Annotated in this window: 17 protein-coding genes; 6 read left to right on the forward strand and 11 right to left on the reverse strand. The window is 62.8% G+C overall.

All coding sequences use genetic code 11. The features are described 5' to 3' along the window. Positions 1-6: 6 nt before the first annotated feature. A complete protein-coding gene (gene katG / locus C4Q26_RS00195; protein ID WP_023380236.1) occupies positions 7-2,256 on the reverse strand; it encodes a catalase/peroxidase HPI in 2,250 nt (749 codons plus the stop codon). A 374-nt stretch (positions 2,257-2,630) separates the two neighbouring features. Here katG and C4Q26_RS00200 point away from each other — a divergent pair, with 374 nt between their 5' ends. Then, positions 2,631-3,539 carry a LysR family transcriptional regulator gene (locus C4Q26_RS00200; protein WP_023380235.1) on the forward strand — a complete coding sequence of 303 codons (909 nt, stop codon included), beginning with the start codon at positions 2,631-2,633 and terminating at the stop codon, positions 3,537-3,539. Positions 3,540-3,640: 101 nt separating this feature from the next. Next, entirely contained in the window at positions 3,641-4,240 is a 600-nt protein-coding gene (locus C4Q26_RS00205) for a hypothetical protein (protein ID WP_041925480.1), read from the forward strand. A gap of 70 nt (positions 4,241-4,310) precedes the next feature. On the opposite strand, the gene C4Q26_RS00210 is transcribed toward C4Q26_RS00205, so the two are convergent. Then, positions 4,311-5,189 (reverse strand): DMT family transporter, encoded by an 879-nt coding sequence (locus C4Q26_RS00210; RefSeq protein WP_023380233.1) that lies wholly within the window; start codon positions 5,187-5,189, stop codon positions 4,311-4,313. A gap of 229 nt (positions 5,190-5,418) precedes the next feature. Here C4Q26_RS00210 and C4Q26_RS00215 point away from each other — a divergent pair, with 229 nt between their 5' ends. Further along, a complete protein-coding gene (locus C4Q26_RS00215; protein ID WP_027907186.1) occupies positions 5,419-6,243 on the forward strand; it encodes an aldo/keto reductase in 825 nt (274 codons plus the stop codon). 83 nt (positions 6,244-6,326) lie between these two features. On the opposite strand, the gene C4Q26_RS00220 is transcribed toward C4Q26_RS00215, so the two are convergent. Both C4Q26_RS00220 and C4Q26_RS00225 read right to left on the reverse strand, forming a co-directional pair. Continuing rightward, the gene (locus C4Q26_RS00220) at positions 6,327-8,414 is read right to left on the reverse strand and encodes a bifunctional diguanylate cyclase/phosphodiesterase (RefSeq protein WP_023380231.1); all 2,088 of its coding nucleotides are present in this window, start codon (positions 8,412-8,414) and stop codon (positions 6,327-6,329) included. Positions 8,415-8,562: 148 nt separating this feature from the next. Continuing rightward, a complete protein-coding gene (locus C4Q26_RS00225) occupies positions 8,563-9,057 on the reverse strand; it encodes a GNAT family N-acetyltransferase (protein ID WP_104882536.1) in 495 nt (164 codons plus the stop codon). 168 nt (positions 9,058-9,225) lie between these two features. Here C4Q26_RS00225 and C4Q26_RS00230 point away from each other — a divergent pair, with 168 nt between their 5' ends. After that, positions 9,226-9,549 (forward strand): hypothetical protein, encoded by a 324-nt coding sequence (locus C4Q26_RS00230; protein ID WP_023380229.1) that lies wholly within the window; start codon positions 9,226-9,228, stop codon positions 9,547-9,549. A 44-nt stretch (positions 9,550-9,593) separates the two neighbouring features. On the opposite strand, the gene C4Q26_RS00235 is transcribed toward C4Q26_RS00230, so the two are convergent. Continuing rightward, positions 9,594-10,064 (reverse strand): FAD/FMN-containing dehydrogenase, encoded by a 471-nt coding sequence (locus C4Q26_RS00235; protein ID WP_104881867.1) that lies wholly within the window; start codon positions 10,062-10,064, stop codon positions 9,594-9,596. Positions 10,065-10,203: 139 nt separating this feature from the next. On the opposite strand from C4Q26_RS00235, the gene C4Q26_RS00240 reads away from it, so the two are divergent. Next, positions 10,204-11,211, forward strand: a complete 1,008-nt coding sequence (locus C4Q26_RS00240; protein ID WP_023380227.1) for a GlxA family transcriptional regulator — start codon at positions 10,204-10,206, stop codon at positions 11,209-11,211. A gap of 7 nt (positions 11,212-11,218) precedes the next feature. On the opposite strand, the gene C4Q26_RS00245 is transcribed toward C4Q26_RS00240, so the two are convergent. Further along, positions 11,219-11,890: a TetR/AcrR family transcriptional regulator gene (locus tag C4Q26_RS00245; protein WP_023380226.1), complete on the reverse strand. Its 672-nt coding sequence runs from the start codon at positions 11,888-11,890 to the stop codon at positions 11,219-11,221. 344 nt (positions 11,891-12,234) lie between these two features. Then, positions 12,235-14,142 (reverse strand): 3-dehydroshikimate dehydratase QuiC, encoded by a 1,908-nt coding sequence (gene quiC / locus C4Q26_RS00250; RefSeq protein WP_104882537.1) that lies wholly within the window; start codon positions 14,140-14,142, stop codon positions 12,235-12,237. Between the two features lie 512 nt (positions 14,143-14,654). Between quiC and C4Q26_RS00260 the strand changes: the two genes are divergently transcribed. Further along, positions 14,655-16,028: an MFS transporter gene (locus C4Q26_RS00260; RefSeq protein ID WP_023380222.1), complete on the forward strand. Its 1,374-nt coding sequence runs from the start codon at positions 14,655-14,657 to the stop codon at positions 16,026-16,028. A 33-nt stretch (positions 16,029-16,061) separates the two neighbouring features. Here the strand turns inward: C4Q26_RS00260 and C4Q26_RS00265 are convergent, their stop codons facing one another. The 4 genes from C4Q26_RS00265 to C4Q26_RS00280 all read right to left on the reverse strand — a co-directional run bounded on the left by C4Q26_RS00265 (position 16,062) and on the right by C4Q26_RS00280 (position 20,966). Then, positions 16,062-17,474, reverse strand: a complete 1,413-nt coding sequence (locus C4Q26_RS00265; RefSeq protein WP_023380220.1) for a DOPA decarboxylase — start codon at positions 17,472-17,474, stop codon at positions 16,062-16,064. Between the two features lie 204 nt (positions 17,475-17,678). Continuing rightward, entirely contained in the window at positions 17,679-18,623 is a 945-nt protein-coding gene (locus tag C4Q26_RS00270) for a LysR family transcriptional regulator (protein WP_104881868.1), read from the reverse strand. 100 nt (positions 18,624-18,723) lie between these two features. Beyond that, positions 18,724-19,434 carry a YebC/PmpR family DNA-binding transcriptional regulator gene (locus C4Q26_RS00275; protein ID WP_023380218.1) on the reverse strand — a complete coding sequence of 237 codons (711 nt, stop codon included), beginning with the start codon at positions 19,432-19,434 and terminating at the stop codon, positions 18,724-18,726. A 140-nt stretch (positions 19,435-19,574) separates the two neighbouring features. Next, positions 19,575-20,966: an FAD-dependent oxidoreductase gene (locus C4Q26_RS00280; RefSeq protein WP_104882538.1), complete on the reverse strand. Its 1,392-nt coding sequence runs from the start codon at positions 20,964-20,966 to the stop codon at positions 19,575-19,577. Between the last annotated feature and the right edge of the window lie 11 nt (positions 20,967-20,977).

The following is a 20,977-nucleotide window of genomic DNA, read 5'->3' on the forward strand; positions in this document are numbered from 1 at the left end:
GGGGACTCAACGCGGCAAGTCGAAGCGGTCGAGTTCCATCACTTTGGCCCAGGCCGCGACGAAGTCCTTGACGAACTTGGCGCTGCCATCGCTGCTGCCGTACACCTCGCTCAAGGCTCGCAGTTGGGCATGGGAGCCGAACACCAGGTCAACCCGGGTGCCGGTCCACTTCACTTGCCCGGTCTTGCGATCGCGCCCCTCGAAGGTGTCGTTGTCGGCCGAGGTCGACTTCCATTCCACGCCCATGTCCAGCAGGTTACGGAAGAAGTCGTTGCTCAGGCTGCCGGGCTTGTTGGTGAACACCCCATGCTTTGAACCACCATGGTTGGCCCCCAGCACACGCAAGCCGCCGATCAGCACCGTCAGCTCTGGAGCGGTGAGGGTCAGCAACTGCGCCTTGTCCAGCAGCAATTTCTCGGCCTTGACGCTGTAGCGCGCCTTGGTGAAATTGCGGAAGCCGTCAGCCAGCGGCTCCAGCACGGCGAACGACTCGACATCGGTCTGCGCCTGGCTGGCATCGACACGCCCAGGATGGAACGGCACGCTGACATCGTGCCCGGCGTCCTTGGCGGCCTTCTCCACCGCCGCGTTGCCGGCCAGCACGATCAGGTCGGCCAGGGAGACCTTCTTGCCGCCACTGTTGAACTCGCTCTGGATCTTTTCCAGCGCCGTCAACACGTTCTCAACGCCCTGGTTGGCAGCCCAGTCCTTTTGCGGCGCCAGACGCAGGCGAGCGCCGTTCGCGCCCCCTCGCTTGTCCGACCCGCGGAACGTCGAGGCCGAAGCCCAGGCGGTGGACACCAGCTCGGCAACACTCAGGCCCGACGCCAGCACCTTGGCCTTAAGCGTCGCGATGTCCTGCTCGTTCACCAACGGATGATCGACTTTCGGCAACGGGTCTTGCCACAGCAGCTCTTCGTTGGGCATTTCCGGGCCCAGGTAACGAGCCAGAGGCCCCATGTCACGGTGGATCAGCTTGTACCAGGCGCGGGCGAAGGCATCCGCCAACTGGTCGGGATTGTCCTTGAAGCGACGGGCGATGGGCTCGTAGATCGGGTCGAAACGCAAGGCCAGGTCAGAGGTGAGCATGGACGGCGCGTGGCGTTTGGCCGGGTCGTGGGCATCCGGCACGGTGCCGGCCCCCTTGCCGTCCTTGGGTCGCCATTGGTGCGCACCCGCCGGGCTCTTGGTCAGTTCCCACTCGAAGTTGAACAGGTTGTTCAGGTACTCGTTGCTCCAGCGGGTCGGGGTCGAGGTCCAGGTCACTTCCAGACCACTGGTGATGGTATCGCCGCCCTTGCCGGTGCCGAACTTGTTGGCCCAGCCCAGGCCCTGCAGCTCCAGCCCCGCGGCTTCAGGCTCGGGCCCGACGTTGTCGGCCGGGCCGGCACCATGGGTCTTGCCGAAGGCGTGGCCGCCGGCAATCAGGGCAACCGTTTCTTCATCGTTCATGGCCATGCGGCCAAAGGTTTCACGGATATCCTTGCCCGAGGCCACTGGGTCGGGAACGCCCTCCGGGCCTTCCGGGTTCACGTAGATCAAGCCCATCTGCACAGCGGCCAGCGGGTTTTCAAGGTTACGCTCGCCGGAGAGCGTACGGCTCTCTTCTTCCGGACGCTTGGCCGGTTCGGCCACCAGGTCGCCCTGGCCGGGCGCTTGGGCCTTGCCATAGCGGGTATCGCCACCCAACCAGACTTTCTCCGAGCCCCAGTACACGTCTTCGTCTGGTTCCCAGACGTCGGCACGCCCACCCGAGAAACCGAAGGTCTTGAAGCCCATCGATTCGAGGGCAACGTTGCCGGTGAGCACGATCAGGTCGGCCCAGGAAATCTTGTTTCCGTACTTTTGCTTGATCGGCCACAGCAGGCGCCGTGCCTTGTCCAGGCTGACGTTGTCCGGCCAGCTGTTGAGCGGGGCGAAACGCTGCTGCCCAGAGCCAGCGCCACCACGGCCGTCACCGATGCGGTAGGTGCCCGCGCTATGCCAGGCCATGCGGATGAACAATGGGCCATAGTGACCGAAGTCGGCTGGCCACCAGTCCTGGGAATCGGTCATCAAGGCGGTCAGGTCTTTCTTCAGGGCCTGGAAATCGAGGCTCTTGAACGCCTTGGCGTAATCGAAGTCCTTGTCCATCGGGTCGGACTTCGAGGAATGTTGATGGAGAATCCTAAGATTGAGCTGGTCAGGCCACCAGTCGCGGTTGGTGGTGCCGCCACCTGCGGTTTGATGGAACGGGCATTTCGATTCGTTCGACATCTGCGGTTACCTTTTGGGTCGGTTATCCAGATTTCCGGTCTATGCCAGGTGTTCTTTCAGCTGAGCACAGGGGCTCATGCCTACCCCTCATCAGGTTGGGTCGGACGCGTGCCGACACGGGGCTAGCGACCTTGCCACGGCGCCGCGGCTCGGTCTTGCACACAGGTGCTGACACGCCGCCCGCACGCACAATTCGCGGAGCCAGGGACAAGACTAGCCGACCTTGGGCAGACTTCTAATAGAGTGGCTATTGCGGGGCGATAGCGTCAGCGTATGCTTTTTCCCGGTTAAAGGCCGGGCACATCCATACAAGGCAAAAGGGCCCTCGGCGAGCTTCAATTCATCGCCAACCACTGACGCCCAGAGCCAAGCACATGAACCGCAATGACCTGCGCCGCGTCGACATGAACCTGCTGGTGCTGTTCGAAGCCCTGATGATCGAACGCAACCTGACCCGTGTCGGCGAAAAGCTGTTCATCACCCAATCCACGGTCAGCGCCGCCCTCGCCCGCCTGCGGGAGCTGTTCGACGACCCGCTGCTGATCCGCAATGGCCGGGCCATGGAGCCGACGCCGCGGGCGATGCAGATTTTTGCCGAGCTTGGGCCGGCCATGGACGTGATTTCCGCGGCGATCAGCCGGGCGCGGGATTTCGATCCGGCCAACAGCTGCAACGTGTTTCGCCTGGGCCTGTCGGACGACACCGAGTTCGGCCTGTTTCCCGCCCTGCTCCAAGCCCTGCGCGAAGAGGCCCCTGAGATCAGTGTGGTGGTGCGTCGAGCCAACTTCCTGCTGATGCCAGGGCTACTGTCCAGCGGCGAAATTTCCGTCGGCGTGAGCTACACCACCGACCTGCCGGCCACGGCCAAGCGTCGCAAGCTGCGCAACATCGGTGTGCGGGTGCTGCGCGCCGATGACCGCCCCGGCCCGCTGACCCTGGACGAATACTGCGCCCGCCCCCATGTGATGGTGTCCTTCTCGGGCGACATGAGCGGCAACATCGACCTTGACCTGGCCCGCATCGGCCGCTGCCGTAAGGTGGTCCTTGCAGTGCCGCAGTTCGGCAGCCTTCGGGCCTTGTTGCGTAACACCGAACTGATCGCCACGGTGCCGGACTATGCCGCCTGTGCCCTGGCCGACGATGGCAGCCTGCGCGCCGACCCCGCACCGTTCGATGTCACCGAGGCAGAGCTGTCGATGGTCTGGAGCGGCGCCCAGGACAACGACCCGGCTGAACGCTGGCTGCGCGAGCGGATCATGCAGTTCATGGCCGACCCTCGTTGATTCATCGACCTCGTCAATAGCCACCATGAACAGCATCGAGTTCCGCCGCAAGCAGTGCCTGGCGGAAGATGGCGGCATTGATGCATTGACGAGGTTTCCCGATGAAAACCGGCATGATCGCAGCCCTGCTCGTCCTGCTCGCGGCTCTCAGCGGCTGTGCGGCGCCTGCAGCGAACCACGACGCCAGGCCCGACGGGCATTTTTACTCCGCCACCGCAATGTCCAGTGTGGTGCTTGCGCCCGGCCAGCATGTCGCAGTACTGCTGGGGCGCAACGGCGCCTCGACACTCGACTACCTGCAGCGCCATCGCGACGAACGCACTGCGCCCGCGCAGAACCGCAGCACTCCGGTCGCCACCCTCAACAGCGGCAGCCAAGCCTACGACTGGCTGGCCAAATCACTGGCCCAACAGTTCGCCGAAGTGACGTTCTATGACGACCTGGACACACTGTTGGCCGATCGCCCGGACATCATCGTGCTCCTCGATAGCGAAAGCCGACTCGCCAGCGCCGATATCGAAAGCCGTGTGGTAGCACGCTTCTTCGACGACCAGCTGACCTACATCGGCCGTGCCGAGGGACGGGCGCACAAGGCGCTTGGCGATGTGACACGGGTTATCGACGATGAGCAGGCAGTGCAGGCCGATGCGTTGCGAGACTTCGATGCGTCGTTGAGCAGCTTGCTGGGGGGGCGTGCCTGACCCATGTGGCCATCGAGCAGCCCCTTCGCAATGCATGGGTTCTTCCACATCCAGCTGCACGCAATGACGGTCACTTCCTGCGCTGCATCCACGCCGCACCCAAACCGCTCAGGCAGATGACGGCGATCCCGATCAGGCTGGCACTGTCCGGCACCTGCCGGTAAATGAGCAGGCCGAGCAACCCGGCGAATACGATCTGGCAGTAACTGAACGGTGCCAACAGCGCCGGCGCCGCATGGCGGAACGCCTGGGTTAGCAGCAAGTGCGCGCTCATGCCAAAGCCGCCCAGTGCCAGCATCAACAGCGCATGATCCCAGCGCGGCACTTCCCAGAAAAATGGCACCAGCGCCGTCATCACCAAGGTGTTGCACAACCCTGCATAGAAGTTGCTGGTGGTCGGGCTGTCGTGGGCGGCCAGGATACGGGTCAGCAACTGGTAGAAGCAGAACCCCAGCGCCGAGCCGAACGGGTACAGAATCGCCGGGGTGAACATCGCGCCTCCCGGGTGCACCACCACCAGCACCCCGACGAACCCCAGCACCACCGCCACCCACTGCCCCGCCGTCACCCGCTCTTTGAGCAGCGGTGCCGACAATGCCGTAACCAGCACCGGCGCAAGGAAGTTGACCGCCGTCGCCTCGGCCAGCGGCAGGTACTGCAGGCCGGTGGTGAATAACAGGCTGGTGCTCAGCAGGCTCAACGCACGCAAGGTCTGCAGCACCGGGCGACGAGTCCGCAGCACGTTAAGGCCGGACTTGGGCAGGAAGATCCCGGCCATCAGCAAGGTATGCACCAGATAGCGCGCCCAGACCACCATGATGATCGGGTAAAGCCCGCCGAGAAACTTGGACAAGGCATCGTGGCTGGCAAATAGAAACGTCGCCACCACCACCAGGGCGATGCCTCGCAGTGGTTGATTGACTCCGGACAGCGGTGTGCTGGAACTCATGGCGCTCTCGATGGCGGCGCGGCGGGATACTGCGCCAGGGTGAAAGGCAGGTGCGGCAGGTCGAATTCTAGAAGAGATACGACAACTTAAGGAAGACCCATTGCCGTTCCCGCTCAAGGCCCAGAAGATTTCGTTCGCTGATCGACCACTTTTTGCCTCAGGCACATGGCCCAGGCCGCAACACACACGCACCATCAATGCCCGTTCCTCCCCCCTACAAGGAGTTCTCATGCATAGGTTAACAACCCGCAACGGTCTGGACTTGCCCTGTATCGGCCTGGGCACCTGGCCAATGACCGGCAGCGAATGCACCACAGCGGTCCGCCAGGCGCTGGAGCTGGGTTATCGGCACATCGATACCGCCACCGCCTACGACAATGAGGCCGCGGTCGGCCAGGCCCTGCGCGAGAGCGAAGTGCCGCGCGAAGCCATCCACCTGACCACCAAGGTCTGGTGGGACAAGCTCGAACCCAAGGCCATGCGTCAATCGCTGGAGGACAGCCTGCGTCTCCTGGGCACCGACCAGGTAGACCTGTTCCATATCCATTGGCCCGCCAAGGACATGGACCTGGCCCGCAGTATCGAGACACTGGTCACCCTGCACGAGGAAGGCAAGGCGCGCAGTATCGGCGTGGCCAATTTCCCGCTCGGCCTGTTGCGCCAGGTGGTCGAGGAGCTGGGGGCGCCGCTGTCGGCGATCCAGGTGGAGTACCACGTGCTGCTCAGCCAGCAGCCGCTGCTGGACTACGCGCGTCAGCATGACCTGCTCTTGACTGCCTACACGCCGCTGGCGCGCGGACGGGCCGCGGAACAGCAGGCTATTGGCGATATCGCCGCCAAGCATGGCGTCCTGCCAAGCCAGGTCGCGCTCAAGTGGCTGCTGGACCAGGATGGCGTGGCGGTGATTCCAAAAGCCAGCAGCCGCCAGAACCAGTTGGCCAACCTGGCGGCACTGGACGTGCAACTGGATGATGATGACCGGACCTTGATCGCGGCGCTGCCGAAGGATCAGCGGGTTGTGAGCCCAGATTTTGCGCCCCAGTGGAATAGCTGAGCGCCCCCATCGCCGCCAACCCGGCTCCTGCATAGACCCCGCAGCATAGCGACGGCGGGGCATGGAGCCGGCACCGCCAGCGATCAGCCCACCTGTTTCAATCGCTCGCTCGCCGGTGCCGGTCGACCGTACAGGTACCCCTGAAAGTGCGAGCACCCCTCGGCAGCCAGGCGGCGCATCTGCTCTTCCGACTCCACACCCTCGGCCGTGGTCTTGATCATCAGACTGTTGGACAGCTCGGTAATGGCCCGAATGATCGACATCGCCTCGCGGCTTTCGCACATGTCATGTACAAAGGACTTGTCGATCTTGATCCGGTCGAACGGGAATGAACGCAGGTAGCCCAGCGACGAGTAACCCGTCCCGAAATCGTCCAGCGAGATGGACACTCCGAGTGCCTTTAGCGCCCGCAGGGTACGCACGTTCTCTTCACTGTTGCCCAGCAACACCGATTCGGTGATTTCCAACTCCAGGCGCTGAGGCGCCAGGCCCGAGTCGGCCAGCGCCAGGGCCACCGTGTGCACCAGATTGGCGTTCTTGAACTGCACCGGCGACAGGTTCACCGACACCGTCTGCTCGCCTTCCCAGCTGGCTGCCTCCTGACACGCCAGGTTGAGTGCGCGGGTTCCAAGCTCGTGGATCAGCCCGGTTTCTTCGGCGATGGGGATGAAGTCCATCGGCATCACCATGCCCCGGGTCGGATGCTCCCAGCGCAGTAGCGCTTCGTACCCGGTGATCTGGCTGGTCTGCTGGTCGACCACTGGCTGGTAGTGCAGGTGCAATTGCCCAAGGTGCAGCGCTGTACGCAGGTCGGTCTCGACCAGGCGGCGCTGGCGTGCGGCAACGTCCATCTCGACGCTGAAGCACTCGTAGCGATTGCGCCCATTGCGCTTGGCTTCGTACAACGCCATGTCGGCATAACCCAGCAGTTGCTCGGCCTGATCGCTGTCCTGCGGGGCGATGGCCACCCCGATGCTGACCCCTACCGAGAACTGATGGCCTTCGATCTGGAACGGCGGGCTGATCGCTTCAATCAGGCGCTGGGCGATGTGGTAGGCACCCTCACGGTTCTCCAGGTTGGTCAGGACCACGGCGAATTCATCGCCGCCCAGACGGGCCAGGGTGTCGTGCTCCCGCAGCTCGCGACGCAGCCGCTTGCCCAAGGCTCGCAGCAACTTGTCGCCGAAAGCATGGCCAAGCGAGTCGTTGATGTTCTTGAAATTGTCCAGGTCCAGGCACAGCGCAGCGGTCAGCTTGCTGTTGTCCTCACCCCGCACCAGCGCCTGTTTCAAACGCTCGTTGAACAGCGTGCGATTCGGCAACCCGGTGAGCGCGTCATGGTGTGCCATGTGGTGGATCTGTGCGTGGGCGGCCAGCTCCTCGGTGGCGTCTTCGGCGACGAACAGCACGTAGTCGGCCTGACCGTCGCGATTCTGGCAGAGCAGCGACCGGCTGCGCAGGATGCGCGGGCCGCAGGCGGTGTCGACCCGGGTTTCGGCGGCAAACCCCTTGGCACTGCGGGCACCACGGCTGAACTGCTGACCCAGGAATTCAGCGCCAGCCGGGGTCAGGCACTCGTTGGGCATCTGGCCGATCATGTTCGCGTCACGGCCGCCGAACAGGCGCTCGGCCTGCTGGTTGGCCAGCAGGATGCGCTGGCTCTGCAGGTCCTGGACGATCACACTGGCAGGAATATTGGAGATCACCGAGTCGAGGAACTGCGACAGGTTGGTCATCTCCTGGCTGTACTGCTCGGCCAGCTCCTTGGCCTTCAACAGCTCCAGCTCCTGCTGGCGACGCTCGGTGATGTCACGCGTGACCTTGGCAAAGCCGACCAACTGGCCATCGTCGTCGTATACCGCGTCGATCACCACATGGGCGTGAAAAGCCGTGCCATCCTTGCGCAAGCGCACACCGATTTCCTCGAAGCGCCCCGTGCGCCGGGCCTGATCCAGGTTCTGCTCGGGCAGACCGGCGTTACGCTCGCTGTCCTTGTAGAACAGCGAATAGTGCTTACCGACAATCTCGTCGGCCCCATAGCCCTTGGCCCGCTGCGCTCCCGGATTCCAGTTGGCGACGATCCCCTCGGGGGTAAGCAGGTAAATGGCGTAATCCAGCACACTCTGGATCAACAGCCGGTACATGATGTCCGAACTTGCGACTAGCGACATGAGATTTACCTGAACCTGCCAAGGGAACGATAAGCCGCCGGGCACGGTGGCGGCCAGGTCTTGCAAAAGGGTGCTGGCATTATGCCAATTACCTGATTTTTGTGAAGTGACTCACAAAATTTTGCCGTTGCCCATCGCGGCGCGGCGCTCAGTGGCGGGCCGCGCTTACCCAGAAATTGAGCAACTCCGGGTCGTCATCCAGCTCGATCATCCGCACCGGACGCGGCAGGGTATCCACCAGCGCTTGGCAGAACGCCACGGCCTGGCGGTCCCGGCCATGGCAGCGCAGCAGCCAGTCACCGGGGCGGCCGAGGAACTGTTGCGCGACAGCCCGCGCAACGCCCTGGCGGCGATACTTTTTAAGGATGAACAGGTCAGCCAGTTCCAGGGCATCGACCCCCGGCAATTCGCTGCGCTCGACCAGCACGAAACCCGCGATGAAACCATCCACCAGGACCAGGCTGGCGCTCCAGTCGGGAGCGTGCCAATAACGTTGCAGGTGTGATTCATGAATGTAGAAACGCCCGTCCACCTCGACGTCCTCCTGCTCCCAGTCGGAGGATTCATAGGCATAGAACTGATAAAGGTTGCGCAGCAGTTCAGCCTGGTCGGGGGTGGTTTCAAGCAATTCGATGGGCAGCATGAGGCGGGCTCGAAAAATTAGCAGTTTAACGCGCGCCGAAGAACGCTGTGGGCAGATTCCCACCGCGACCGGAGCAGCCTGAACAACGCGTTGGTTTCAGTTTCGCTAACGGCCGGTTAGATTGCAGGCCCCGGCACGGAGGCCTGCATCCACAGAAAAGGAAATGCCATGAAACACGACTTCCAACTCGCCTACACGATCAGCCCCCTCGACACCGGCAAACCACAGCACGTAGCTTCGGCGGAGAAAGCGCGCACCATCCTGCGCCACAACCTGGGTTGGGAAACCACCGGTGATATCGAGACCACACTGCTCGGCCAAGTGGAGCTGGCACCCGCCACCCTCGATGACAAGGCCCGCGAAGCGAAACGCCAGGTCCGCATGCGAATAAAAGGCGAACTCGAATCGGCGGACGTGATCAAGCACATCGAGTTCGAAGGCAGCCTGATGGTCAATGGCCTTGGTAGCGCCATCACGCTCAATATTCCATGACCCCGCTCAGGGCATCAGTGCATCGGGTGCCCTGATCACCCCTTTCAAGGGTGCGGCGCTTGGTCCAGGGCGGCCTTGAGCGCCTGCGCATCGCTGAACAGCCGTTGGCTCACCAACGCGCCCCGCTCCAGCTGCAACCACAGCACCTTGCCCTCCTCGGCTGGGTAACGACTGGCCACTCGGCCGTCACGGTCAAGCAGAACCCGGTAGCTGTAGTCACGCATCGCCGGAATGGCGAACAGTTTGCTGATCAGCGCCGGCATGCGCTGGATATCAGCGACGAACAACGCATGGCGTGCTTCAAGGTAGCCCTTGGGCTGATCGGCAAGCGCCGCCTTCACCAGCTTGGCGCCGTCCATATCGCGGGCAACCAGCAAGATATGGGTGCCGGTTTCAAGACTGCCGGCCTGGTCGTACTGGTCGAGCAGCGTCCAGGGCGCCAGTGTTTCACCTGTTTGCAAGGCATTGGCCATGAATGGCAACAGGCTCAGCAGCAAAGCGAGGGCGTATTTCATCGAGGGTCTCCGGGTGAGGTACGCCAGCATAGCTCAGTTGCCTCAATACGACCTCCAATACCACGCCCGCACCCCGGAGATTGTCTTTCCCTCGGCCTGCCGCCACACTCTGCGAACCAGCCTGGAAGCGGAGTTCAGAGTGCCAACGCCACGTCAGTTCAGCAAGAAGACCAGCACCAGCAACATGCTAAGGCTCAAATCCTCGACCGAGAACGCACAGGCGCCCTATCGGGTCGACTTCGTCCTGCTCGAACACTTTTCGATGGCCAGTTTCACCGTGGCCATGGATGTGCTGGTCACCGCCAACCTGCTGCGCGCCGACAGTTTCCGCTTTACCCCGCTGTCGCTCAGTGGCGATCGGGTGCTGAGCGACCTGGGCCTGGAACTGGTGGCTACCGAGCTGGAGGCGCAAGCGCTCAAGGACCTTGATCTGCTGCTGGTGTGTGGCGGCCTGCGCACGCCGTTGAAGTACCCCGAACTCGATCGCCTGTTGGGGGACTGCGCTGCCCATGGCATGGCCCTGGGTGGCCTATGGAACGGTGCCTGGTTCCTTGGCCGCGCCGGCGTGCTCGATGACTATGGCTGCAGCATCCACCCCGAACAGCGCGCGAGCTTGTCCGAGCGCAGCCCGCAGACACGCATCACCCCTGCCAGCTTCACCCTCGACCGTGACCGCCTGAGCGCGGCCAGCCCCAACGGCGCCATGGAGCTAATGCTAGGGCTGGTACGCAGGCTTTACGGCGATGGCTTGGCCGAAGGTGTCGAGGAAATCCTGTCGTTCTCGGGTGCTCGCTATCGCCAGGTCGGGCCTGGAGCGAAGAAGTCCATGAGCCTGCACCTGCGCACCATCGTCGAGCTGATGGAAAACAACCTGGAAGAAACCCTCAGCCTCGACCAGCTGGCCACCTACAGCGGGCGCTCGCGAAGACAGATCGACCGGCTGTTCCAGGCCCAGTTGGGTACCTCGCCGCGGCGCTACTACATGGAGCTGCGCATCACCAAGAGCCGCCGCCTGTTGCAATACTCCGACCTGTCGGTGATGGAGGTGGCGGTGGCCTGTGGTTTCGTCTCGGTGTCGCACTTCAGCAAATGCTATGCCGCCTACTTCGGCTACCCGCCGTCACGCGAGCAACGGCTGGGTGAATGAGCGCCGGTCAGGCGCGGATGTAGCGCATCACTACGTCGCAGATCATCGCCCTGTGGCGCTGCCTGACGTTGGTGTCGGAGAAATCGACCTGGAAGATGTCGCCAAAGGTATGCCGGTTCGATACCCGATAAAAACAGAACGAGCTCATCAGCATGTGCAGGTCGATGACCTCGATTCCGGGCCGGAACACGCCCTCTTCAACACCGCGCTGCAACGTACGACTCAAGGCCTGGAGCACCAGGCTGCTCATCTCGCGGATGACCGGGGTCTTCTTGACGTATTCGCCGTAATGGATGTTCTCGGTGCAGACCATGCGCACGAAGTCGACATTGCGGTCATGGTGATCGAAGGTGAACTCGACCAGACGCTGAATTGCCTGCTCGACCGGCAGCGATTCTAGCTCGAGGCTTTGTTCGGTCTTGCGGATATCGCCGTAAAGCTTGACCAGGCACTCGACGTACAGCTGTTCCTTGCTGCCGAAGTAGTAGTAGATCATGCGCTTGGAGGTGGCCGTGCGCTCGGCGATGGCGTCGACCCGCGCGCCTGCCAGCCCCTGCTGGACGAACTCGTTGATCGCGGCCTGGAGGATGTCCTCGCGCGTTTTCTCGGGGTTGTTCTTGCGCGTCTTGCGCACCCCTTCGATCTCAGGCTGGCCGAGGCTGACTACGGAATCACTCATACCCACTCACAGGCTGTTTATTGGAATGCGAGGATTATCCGTGAGCGAAGCGATACAGGGAAGCGCGCTGTTGGTCGGGTGGTGTCGCGGAGGGTGTGGTGATTGTGAGATCGAACCCCGCCTGCGCGGCGCATCGCGAGCAAGGCTCGCTCCTACGTCTATTCCGGGCCAATAATTCCTGAAAGATGTGCGCTTGACGCGATATCAGGTCGTACAAGCTAGGCGCTCGCGCGCGCCTGTCACTGACGTCATTGGCCCGAAACAGACGTAGGAGCGAGCCTTGCTCGCGATGCGCCGCGCGGGCGGCGCTCGATCTCACAGGCACCCAAAGCCTAACGCCATGCTCACAACACCGGCTTGCGCGCCGCACCACTGCGCCGCTTGGCCATCGCCGCCAGCCGCACCGCAACGTTGGCGGCACCATAGCCGGCGTACCCCCCCTTGCGCTGGATGATTTCGAAGAAGAAACGCTCCTCGAACGCCTCGGTGTAGACGTGGAACAACTCCCCCCCCTGGGCATCGCGGTCGTACAGCACGTTGTAATACGCCAGCTCGCTGAGGAATTCGTCGTCGAAATCGAAGCGCGCAGCCAGATCGTCGTAGTAGTTCAGCGGAATCTCCAGCAACGGCACTCCCGCCTCCTTGGCCCTGGCCACTTCGCGGAAGATATCGTCACAATCGAAGGCGATGTGATGAACACCCGAGCCCCGGTAGCTGGACAATGCGTGGGCGATGGCGGTGTTACGGTTTTCCGAGATGTTCAACGGCAAACGCAAGGTACCGCACTGACTGCGCAGGGCGCGGCTTTTCACCAGGCCGTATGGGTCGGGCAAAACCACCTCGTCGTCGGCGGCGAAGTCGAAGAGACTCTTGTAGAACAGCACCCAACTGTCCAGCGACTCGGCCGGCAGGGCCAGAGCCATGTGGTCGATTCGGCGCAAGCCGCCACTGGCAGTCGCTTCAGGGTCCAGGGAGAAGTCGGTATCGTACAGCGAGCGGCCTTCGCGCCCCTGCTGCACCAGGTAGATCAGGCTACCGTCCGGGGCACGCACCGCAGGCACTTCACATTCGTTGGGGCCGACCAGGCCGCGGAATGGCTGACCACGGAAAGCCGTCGCACGCTGCAGTGCCGCCTCCTCGTCCCTGACTCGCAAGGCCGTGGCACACAGTGAAGGGCCGTGAGCCTCGAAGAAGTTGTGGCCGAAGGAATACGGCTCGGCGTTGAGCACGATGTTGATATCGCCCTGACGCAGCAGCGTCACGTCCTTGCTTCGGTGCTGGCCAGCCTCGGCGAAGCCCAGGCGCTTGAGCCAACCGCCAAGGCGCGCACCAACGGCCTCATCCACTGCAAATTCAAGGAATTCGACACCGTCATAGGCACTGGCCGCCGGTGGCGCGAACAACACACCCGGCTCGATGGGCGTGGCTTCTTGCTCCAGGCGCAGGCGGGTCTGCTCTTCAAGGTACAGCAGCGAACGCAGGCCATCGGCGGCGTTCTGCCGTGCCGGTGCCGCGCGGAAGCCGTCGTTGAAAATCTCCAACGACAACGGACCACGATAGCCAGTCGCCAAAATCGGTGCGAGGAAGCCCGCCAGATCCATTTCACCTTGCCCTGGGAAGCAGCGGAAGTGGCGGCTCCACTCCAGCACGTCCATCGCCAGGATCGGCGCATCGGCCATCTGCACGAAGAAGATCTTGTCGCCGGGGATATCGCGGATCGCCGACGGATCGCCCTTGAGCGACAGGGTGTGGAAGCTGTCGAGGATCACGCCCAGCGCAGGATGGTCAGCCTGGCGCACCAGGTTCCAGACTTGCTGGTAGGTGTTCACATGGCGGCCCCAGGCCAAGGCTTCGTAGCCGATGCGCAGACCGCGCTTGCCGGCATGCTCGGCCAGCAGACGCAGGTCATCCACCAGAATCTGCTCTTCGCTCAGCGCATCGGCCTGGACGTTGCTGCACACCAGGACCAGGTCGGTACCCAGCTCTTGCATCAAGTCGAATTTGCGTTCGGCCCGATCGATGTTCTTCTGCAGGCGTTCACGACGGCAGCCTTCGAAATCGCGAAACGGCTGGAACAGAGTGATGGCGATACCCAGGTCGGCGCACATCTGCCGAATTTCACGTGGGCTACCGGCGTAATAGAGCAGATCGTTCTCGAAGATTTCAACGCCGTCAAAACCGGCGGCGGCGATGGCTTCGAGCTTTTCCGGCAGAGTGCCGCTCAAGGACACGGTGGCTATCGAACGCTGCATGCTGGAATACCTTGTTATTGGAGCGCGGCGCGGGGCCTGCGCGGAGGACGACGGTGCCGAAACCTCGAACAGGTTTCTGGCACGATCAATTATTCGCAGGTAAAGTCCTGTCAGCAATTGGTTTGTACGAAATGGTTAGTTTTGTGTTCGATTACCGAACAAAACCCGTTTCGATGAATTGATCAAATGCCAACCCGTGCGCAACTATGAATTCCAGACGCAGGTAAACCGAAGATCCGATTCTGCCCAGAAGGTCGTTCGGCGGAACCTGCGCTGAAGAGCCCAGTATCACCACATAATAAGTTCAATAAACCGGGTACCGACCTATGCACACTCCAGTCGCCTTGCGATCCGCACCTGCTCGCTCGCTCTCCCTTCGCACTTCCCATCCGCGATTGCGCGCCATTTAGCAACGCCCCTACTCCCGATATCGATCGCTACGTCTGGCCCCTTGTCGCGCCTCGCGAACGCTGCCAGCCGTGCGGTAACCAACAAGAACAACGGAGACAACGATGGCCCACTCCAGCTCTCAAGCCAAGAAGGCGACCGCCAGCGGATGGATCGGCTCGGCACTCGAGTACTACGACTTCTTCATTTACGCGCAAGCTGCGGCCCTTATCTTCCCGCAGATCTTCTTCCCCAACACCGACCCGAAAATGGCCATCATCGCTTCGCTGGCCACCTACGGTGTCGGCTACCTGGCCCGTCCGGTCGGCGCCTTCGTGCTCGGCCACTGGGGTGATACCCGCGGGCGCAAGAACGTACTGCTGCTGTGCATGTTCCTGATGGGCCTGTCGACGATGGCTGTCGGCCTGCTGCCTACCTACCACGACATCGGCCTGCTGGCCCCGGCACTGCTGGTGTTGCTGCGCCTGGTCCAAGGCTTTGCCGTGGCCGGCGAAATCTCCGGCGCCAGTTCGATGATCATGGAGCACGCTCCGTTCGGCCGGCGCGGCTACTACGCTAGCTTCACACTGCAGGGCGTACAGGCCGGTCAGGTCATGGCCGCCGCGGTATTCCTGCCGCTGGCCTACTTCATGCCAAGTGAAGCCTTCAACGATTGGGGCTGGCGTATTCCGTTCCTGATGAGCGCCCTGGTGCTGGTAGCGGGCTTCATCATCCGCCGGGAAGTGCATGAAACCCCAGCCTTCGTGAAAGAAGAGAAGCAGGACAAAGTCGCCAAGTCGCCCGTCAAAGAAGCTTTCCGTCACAGCTGGAAGCACATGGTGCTGGTGATGTTCATGGCACTGATGAACGTGATCCCGGTCGTGGCCACCATCTTCGGTGCAGCCTACGCAGTACAGCCGGCCTACGGCATTGGCTTCGACAAGAGCGTTTACCTGTGGATTCCGGTGGTCGGCAACATCGTTGCAGTGTTGGTGATTCCGTTCGTCGGCAACCTCTCGGACAAGATCGGTCGTCGCCCGACCATGATTGCCGGTTGCCTGGGCTCTGGTCTGCTAGCCTTCGTCTACCTGTATGCGATCAGCATCCAGAACGTACCGATGGCCTTCGTCGCCTCGATCGTGATGTGGGGCCTGGTGTACCAAGGCTACAACGCGGTGTTCCCAAGCTTCTATCCAGAGCTGTTCCAGACCCGCTACCGGGTCTCGGCCATGGCCATCGCACAGAACATCGGCACCATGCTCACCGCCATGCTGCCGGCGCTGTTCGCCTTCGTTGCCCCGCCAGGTTCGGACAACATCCCACTGGTGATCGGCGGTTTGGCGTTCCTCATCACCTGCGTGTGCGCCTTCGCTGCCTACCTGGCACCGGAAACCCACCGCCTGGCAATGGAAGACCTGGGTAACCCACAGGCCAAGCCGATGGAAAAAGAAGCCTACGAGGCCAGCCGCAAAGGCAGCTTTCAGACAGTAGGACATTGATGGACAAGGGGGCCGCTTAGCGGCCCCCTTGTTTCAGTCGTTGACGATTTGCTGTAACCGCTCCCACAACCGCTCCACATGCTCTCGCTCGGTCGGCAGAGCCCCCACCGACACTCGCACCATCCAGCGCCCATCCAGGGTAGCCGGCGTGACATAAGCATCCCCCGAGGCATTGAGCCGTTGCGCCCAGCCCTTGGTGTGGGTATCCAGCGCCTCGCCATCCAACCCTGCTGGACAATGGCGAATGCACAACGTCTGCAATTGCACAGGTGCCAACAGCGCCCATTGCGCCGTAGCCTGCACCTGCTCGGCCAGCCAGCGGGCGTTTTCCAGGTCCCGGCGCAAGCGTTGCTGCAAGGCCTCTACCCCCTCGCTTCGCAACATGAACCACAGCTTCAACGCGCGGAACCGACGACCCAATGGGATCCCCCAATCGCGCAGGTTCTTCACCTCGTCATCCACCGCCGACTGCAGGTAGCTGGGGTTGGTGCTCATCACCCGGATCAAATGCTGTGGGTCGCGCACATAGTAGATCGAGCAGTCGAAGGCCACGCCCAACCACTTGTGGGCATTGACCACCACCGAGTCGGCCAGCTCAATGCCCTCCCACATCCAGCGGCATTCCGGCAGGATCATCGCCGAACCAGCCATGGCCGAATCAACGTGCAGCCACAAGCCATGCGCCTGGGCGATCTCGCCAATCGAACGGAGCGGATCGAGCGCGGTGGTGGCGGTGGTGCCGGTGGTGGCGACGACCGCACAGGGCTGATTGCCCGCTGCCAGGTCCTGCACGATGGCCTCGCGTAGCGCCTCAGGGCGCATGGCGAACTGTTCGTCAACGGCGATCAGGCGAATGTTGTCGCGTCCGAAACCCGCCAGCAACGCTGCCTTGTCCACCGAACTGTGCGCGTGGGCGCTGACATACACGACCAACGGTTTTGCCTCGGCCTGCAGGCCACCCCGCACCAAGGCGTACTCGGTGGCTCGTTCGCGCGCGCAGATCAGCGCCACCAGGGTGCTGGTCGAAGCGGTGTCCTGGATAACCCCGCTCCACTGTGCCGACAAACCCAACAATTGGCGCAGCCAATCCAGGGTGGTCTCTTCCAGCTCGCTGAGTGCCGGACTGGATTGCCAGGACAGCCCGAGCACGCCCAGGCCGGTGCTGAGGAAGTCGCCCAGGACCGACGACAGCGTGCCGTTGGACGGGAAGTAGCCGAAGAAATTCGGGTGCTGCCAGTGCGACAGGCCAGGCATCAGCAGGTGGTTGACGTCGTCGAGAATTGCCTCGAACGGCTCGGCCTTCTGCGGCGCTGCATCGGGCAATGCCGACTTGAGATAGCCCGGCTCAACCTGTGCCATGACCGGGCGCTCGGCGATACCTTGCCGATAGTCTGCGATCAAGTCGATCAGTTGGTGGCCATACTGGCGAAATTGTTCGGGGGTCACGCTCAGTCTCCTTTGGGGGTGCCTGGCGTCAGTGCCGCTCTTTGCGCAAGCACGCCCGCTCCCACAGATTACTCACTGGCTCCGAAAACAGCGCAGTCCTGCAAGGAACGGCTTCACCCACGAAAAGGGCCAGCCCCGACACCACGATGTCCCCCAGTCTAGGCAGCCCCACGCCGCCGAAGAACCCCACTTGGCGCATACCTGCTATGGCAAAGGCGCATGACCGCCCTGTACACCGAACTGCGATTGCCGCCACAGCTCGAAGACTCGGTTGCGCAACCAGCGATGCTCAGCAGATGCCTGCAGGCGCTGGTGCCACACCACCCAGTAGCGTTGGGTGTGCTCGATAAAGCCCAGCGGTCGCCAGGCCAGTGGGTGCAGCCGGCACAATTGGCGGGCGATGTGTTCGGGAACGGTCGCCACAGCCTGGCTGTTGCCGACCACCTGCACGGTGGCGGAAAAGAACGGCACTTCCAGGCCAACCCGCCGCTGCAGGCCTTGGGCGCGCAGGTGGCGATCGATGAAGCTGTCCTTGTCGCCGCCACCTGAGATACGCACATGCTTGAACGCCAGGTAGTCCTCCTGGCTCAAGGCTTCGAATGCTGTGAGCGGATGGTCCTGACGCATCAGGCACACCGCACGGTCCTCGCCCAGCAGGCGGCCGTGCAGGTTGGGTGGAGACTCATCGAACAGGGTCGTGGCCAGGTCGATCTCACCACTGGCCAGAAGCGCATACTGGCCAGCCTGCCAGGTGCGGTACTCCAGGCTTATGCCCGGCGCTTCGCGCTCCAGCGCTGCCACCAGCAGCGGCAGCATATGTTCGGCGACGTAATCGGAGGCAGCCAGACAGAACCGACGCTCGCAACGGGCTGGGTCGAAGGCCGCTGGCTGGCGCAGGGCCTGGAGCTCTTCCAGCACCTGACGCAGCGGTTCGACCAAGGCTTCGGCATGCTCGCTGAGCACATAGCCGCGGCCCTGTCGCACCAGCAGCGGGTCGTCGAACGCTTCGCGCAGATGGGCCAATTGACGGCTTAGGGCCGACTGGCTGACGCCCAGGCGCTCGGCTGCATGGCTGAGGTTCTTCAACTGCAGGAGGCAGTCAAGCGTACGCAGGTGAGCGAGGCTGAGGGAGGTGAAGGTGGGGTTCATTCAAGCCTTCCAGCAAGGGAGCGCCATGCCCAATCGCCAGCCCCCCAGCCCCTGCAGGAACCGGCTTGCCGGCGATTGGGACGCAACGCGGCCCCTGTCTTCAGGCAGTCAGGCCGACGTAGACGTTCTGCACATCGTCGTTTTCGTCGATCGCTTCGAGGAATGCCTCGACCTCGGCCAGGGCTTCAGCGCTCAGGCTGGCAGCGCTTACCGGGTTCTTCGGGGTGTAGCCGATTTTCGCCGAGGTCACGGTGAAACCATGCTCTGGCAGCGCCTTCTGCACGGCGTCCAAGTCGGTGGTGTCGGTGATGAACAGGGTCGAACCCTCTTCCTCGCCTTCTTCGAAGTCCTGGGCGCCGGCCTCGATGGCGGCCATTTCCGGGTCGGCGTCACCGTTCGGGGTCGCCTCGATCAGGCCAACGTGGTTGAAGTCCCAGGCCACCGAACCGCTGGCACCCAGCTGGCCCTTGCGGAACAGCACGCGGATCTGGGCGACGGTGCGGTTGACGTTATCGGTCAGGCACTCGACGATCAGCGGCACCTGGTGCGGTGCGAAGCCCTCGTAGCTCACAGCCTGATACTGCACCGCGTCGCCATCGAGCCCTGCGCCCTTGCGGATCGCCCGTTCCAGGGTTTCACGGGTCATCGAGGCCTTCTTGGCCTGTTCGATGGCCAGGCGCAGACGCGGGTTCATGTCGGGATCGGCGCCGGACTTGGCGGCAATCTGGATCTCTTTGGACAGCTTGCCCATGATCTTGCCTTTGGCGTTGGCCGCGGCTTCTTTATGTTTGGCTTTCCACTGTGCGCCCATGTCGACTCTCTTTGTTTCAGCGGCCGGTTCAGGAAGCGACCGGCCAAAAGTGGGTGCAGTTTATACGCCCTCGGGCGATGGTTCGACAAGAAATCTTCGCCCAAGCGCTGGCAAGCCAGCGCCTACACGCCCAGAGCCACTCAGGCCTTGTCAGACTTACCCGCCGCCGCCGCGAACCGTGCCAGCCGCACGTCCAGCCGCCGCGGCCTTACACCCTGGTCCTCGGCGCGCTCCTTGCGCCGAATGGCATTGCGCACCATCAACGAGCCCAGGTAGCGAATCGGCTCTGGCGGGAACAGGCCCAGCGGTCCGTTGACCAGTGGCGAACGGGTCCATGGGTTGTCCAGCCCCAGCGCAAGCGACGAGAGAATCTGCCCGCCCATGTGGCAAGGCCCTACACCGCTGCCGGAATAGCCGAAGCCATAGAACACGTTGCCTTGCCCATCCAACCGGCCAAAGAACGGCAAACCGGTCACCGAACGGTCCGAGGGCCCGTTCCAGCTGGCCGCCAGAGGCACATCGGCCAGCGCTGGGAAGAACGCGCCGAGGCTCTCGCGCAGCAAGGGCCGGTACGGCGACGGTTGGTCGAACACTGGCAGCATGCGCCCACCATAGGCGAAGGTATTGCCGCCCTTGCCGAGCATCAGCCGGCCGTCAGAGGTGTTGTGGTAGTAATGCACGAAAATGCGCGAATCGAGCACGCTGATGCCGCTGTCGAGGCCGATTTCCCGGAGCAACTCGGGGCACGGCTCGGTGATCACCATATCGCTGGAAACGATGGCCACGGTGCGTTCGAACTGCGCGAATGCCCGCGCCATCCAGGCATTGAGACCAAGCACCACGCGGTCGGCACGGACCGTACCGTGGGCAGTGCGCACCTGCACCGGAGCGCCATGCTCAAGCCCGGTCATGGCCGTGCCTTCATGGATTCGCACCCCCAGCTGCAGGGCCATCCGGCGCAGGCCGCGCACCAGGCGCCCCGGCTGCACGGTGGCGGCAGCCGGAGAGAACCAGCCCTCCAGGTGTCGCGCCGAACCGGCCAGGCGCTGCACCTGTTCCAGCGGCAAACGCTGGAACGAATTGATCCCCTTCTGCTCCAGCGCTGCGATCACTGCGTCGGTGGCCCCCACCTGGGCCGGATTGGTAGCGGTGTACAGCGTGCCATCCAGTCGGTAGTCGCAGTCAATGCCATGCTCGGCGCAAAACGCGCCGATGGCGCTGATACTGCGCTCGGACTCGCGCACCAGGCGCACCGCCTCAGCCACCCCGAACAGACGCTCCAAGGTGAAATACTTGGCCGACCACGACAGCGCGCATCCGCCGTTGCGCCCACTGGCCCCAGCGCCGCAGATATCCGCCTCGATCAGCAATACATCCAGTGCTGGCACCGCTTGCTTGAGCATCAGTGCTGTCCATAGCCCGGTGTAGCCGCCACCGACGATGCAGACATCACAGCGGGCATCGCCCTGCAGCGGTGGGCAAACAGCCGCCTGTTCGGAATCCAGGGCCTGTTGCAGCCAGAAGGGTCTCATTCGCTTGCTTT

It is taken from the genome of Pseudomonas sp. SWI44 (assembly GCF_002947915.1).
GTDB lineage: Bacteria > Pseudomonadota > Gammaproteobacteria > Pseudomonadales > Pseudomonadaceae > Aquipseudomonas > Aquipseudomonas taiwanensis.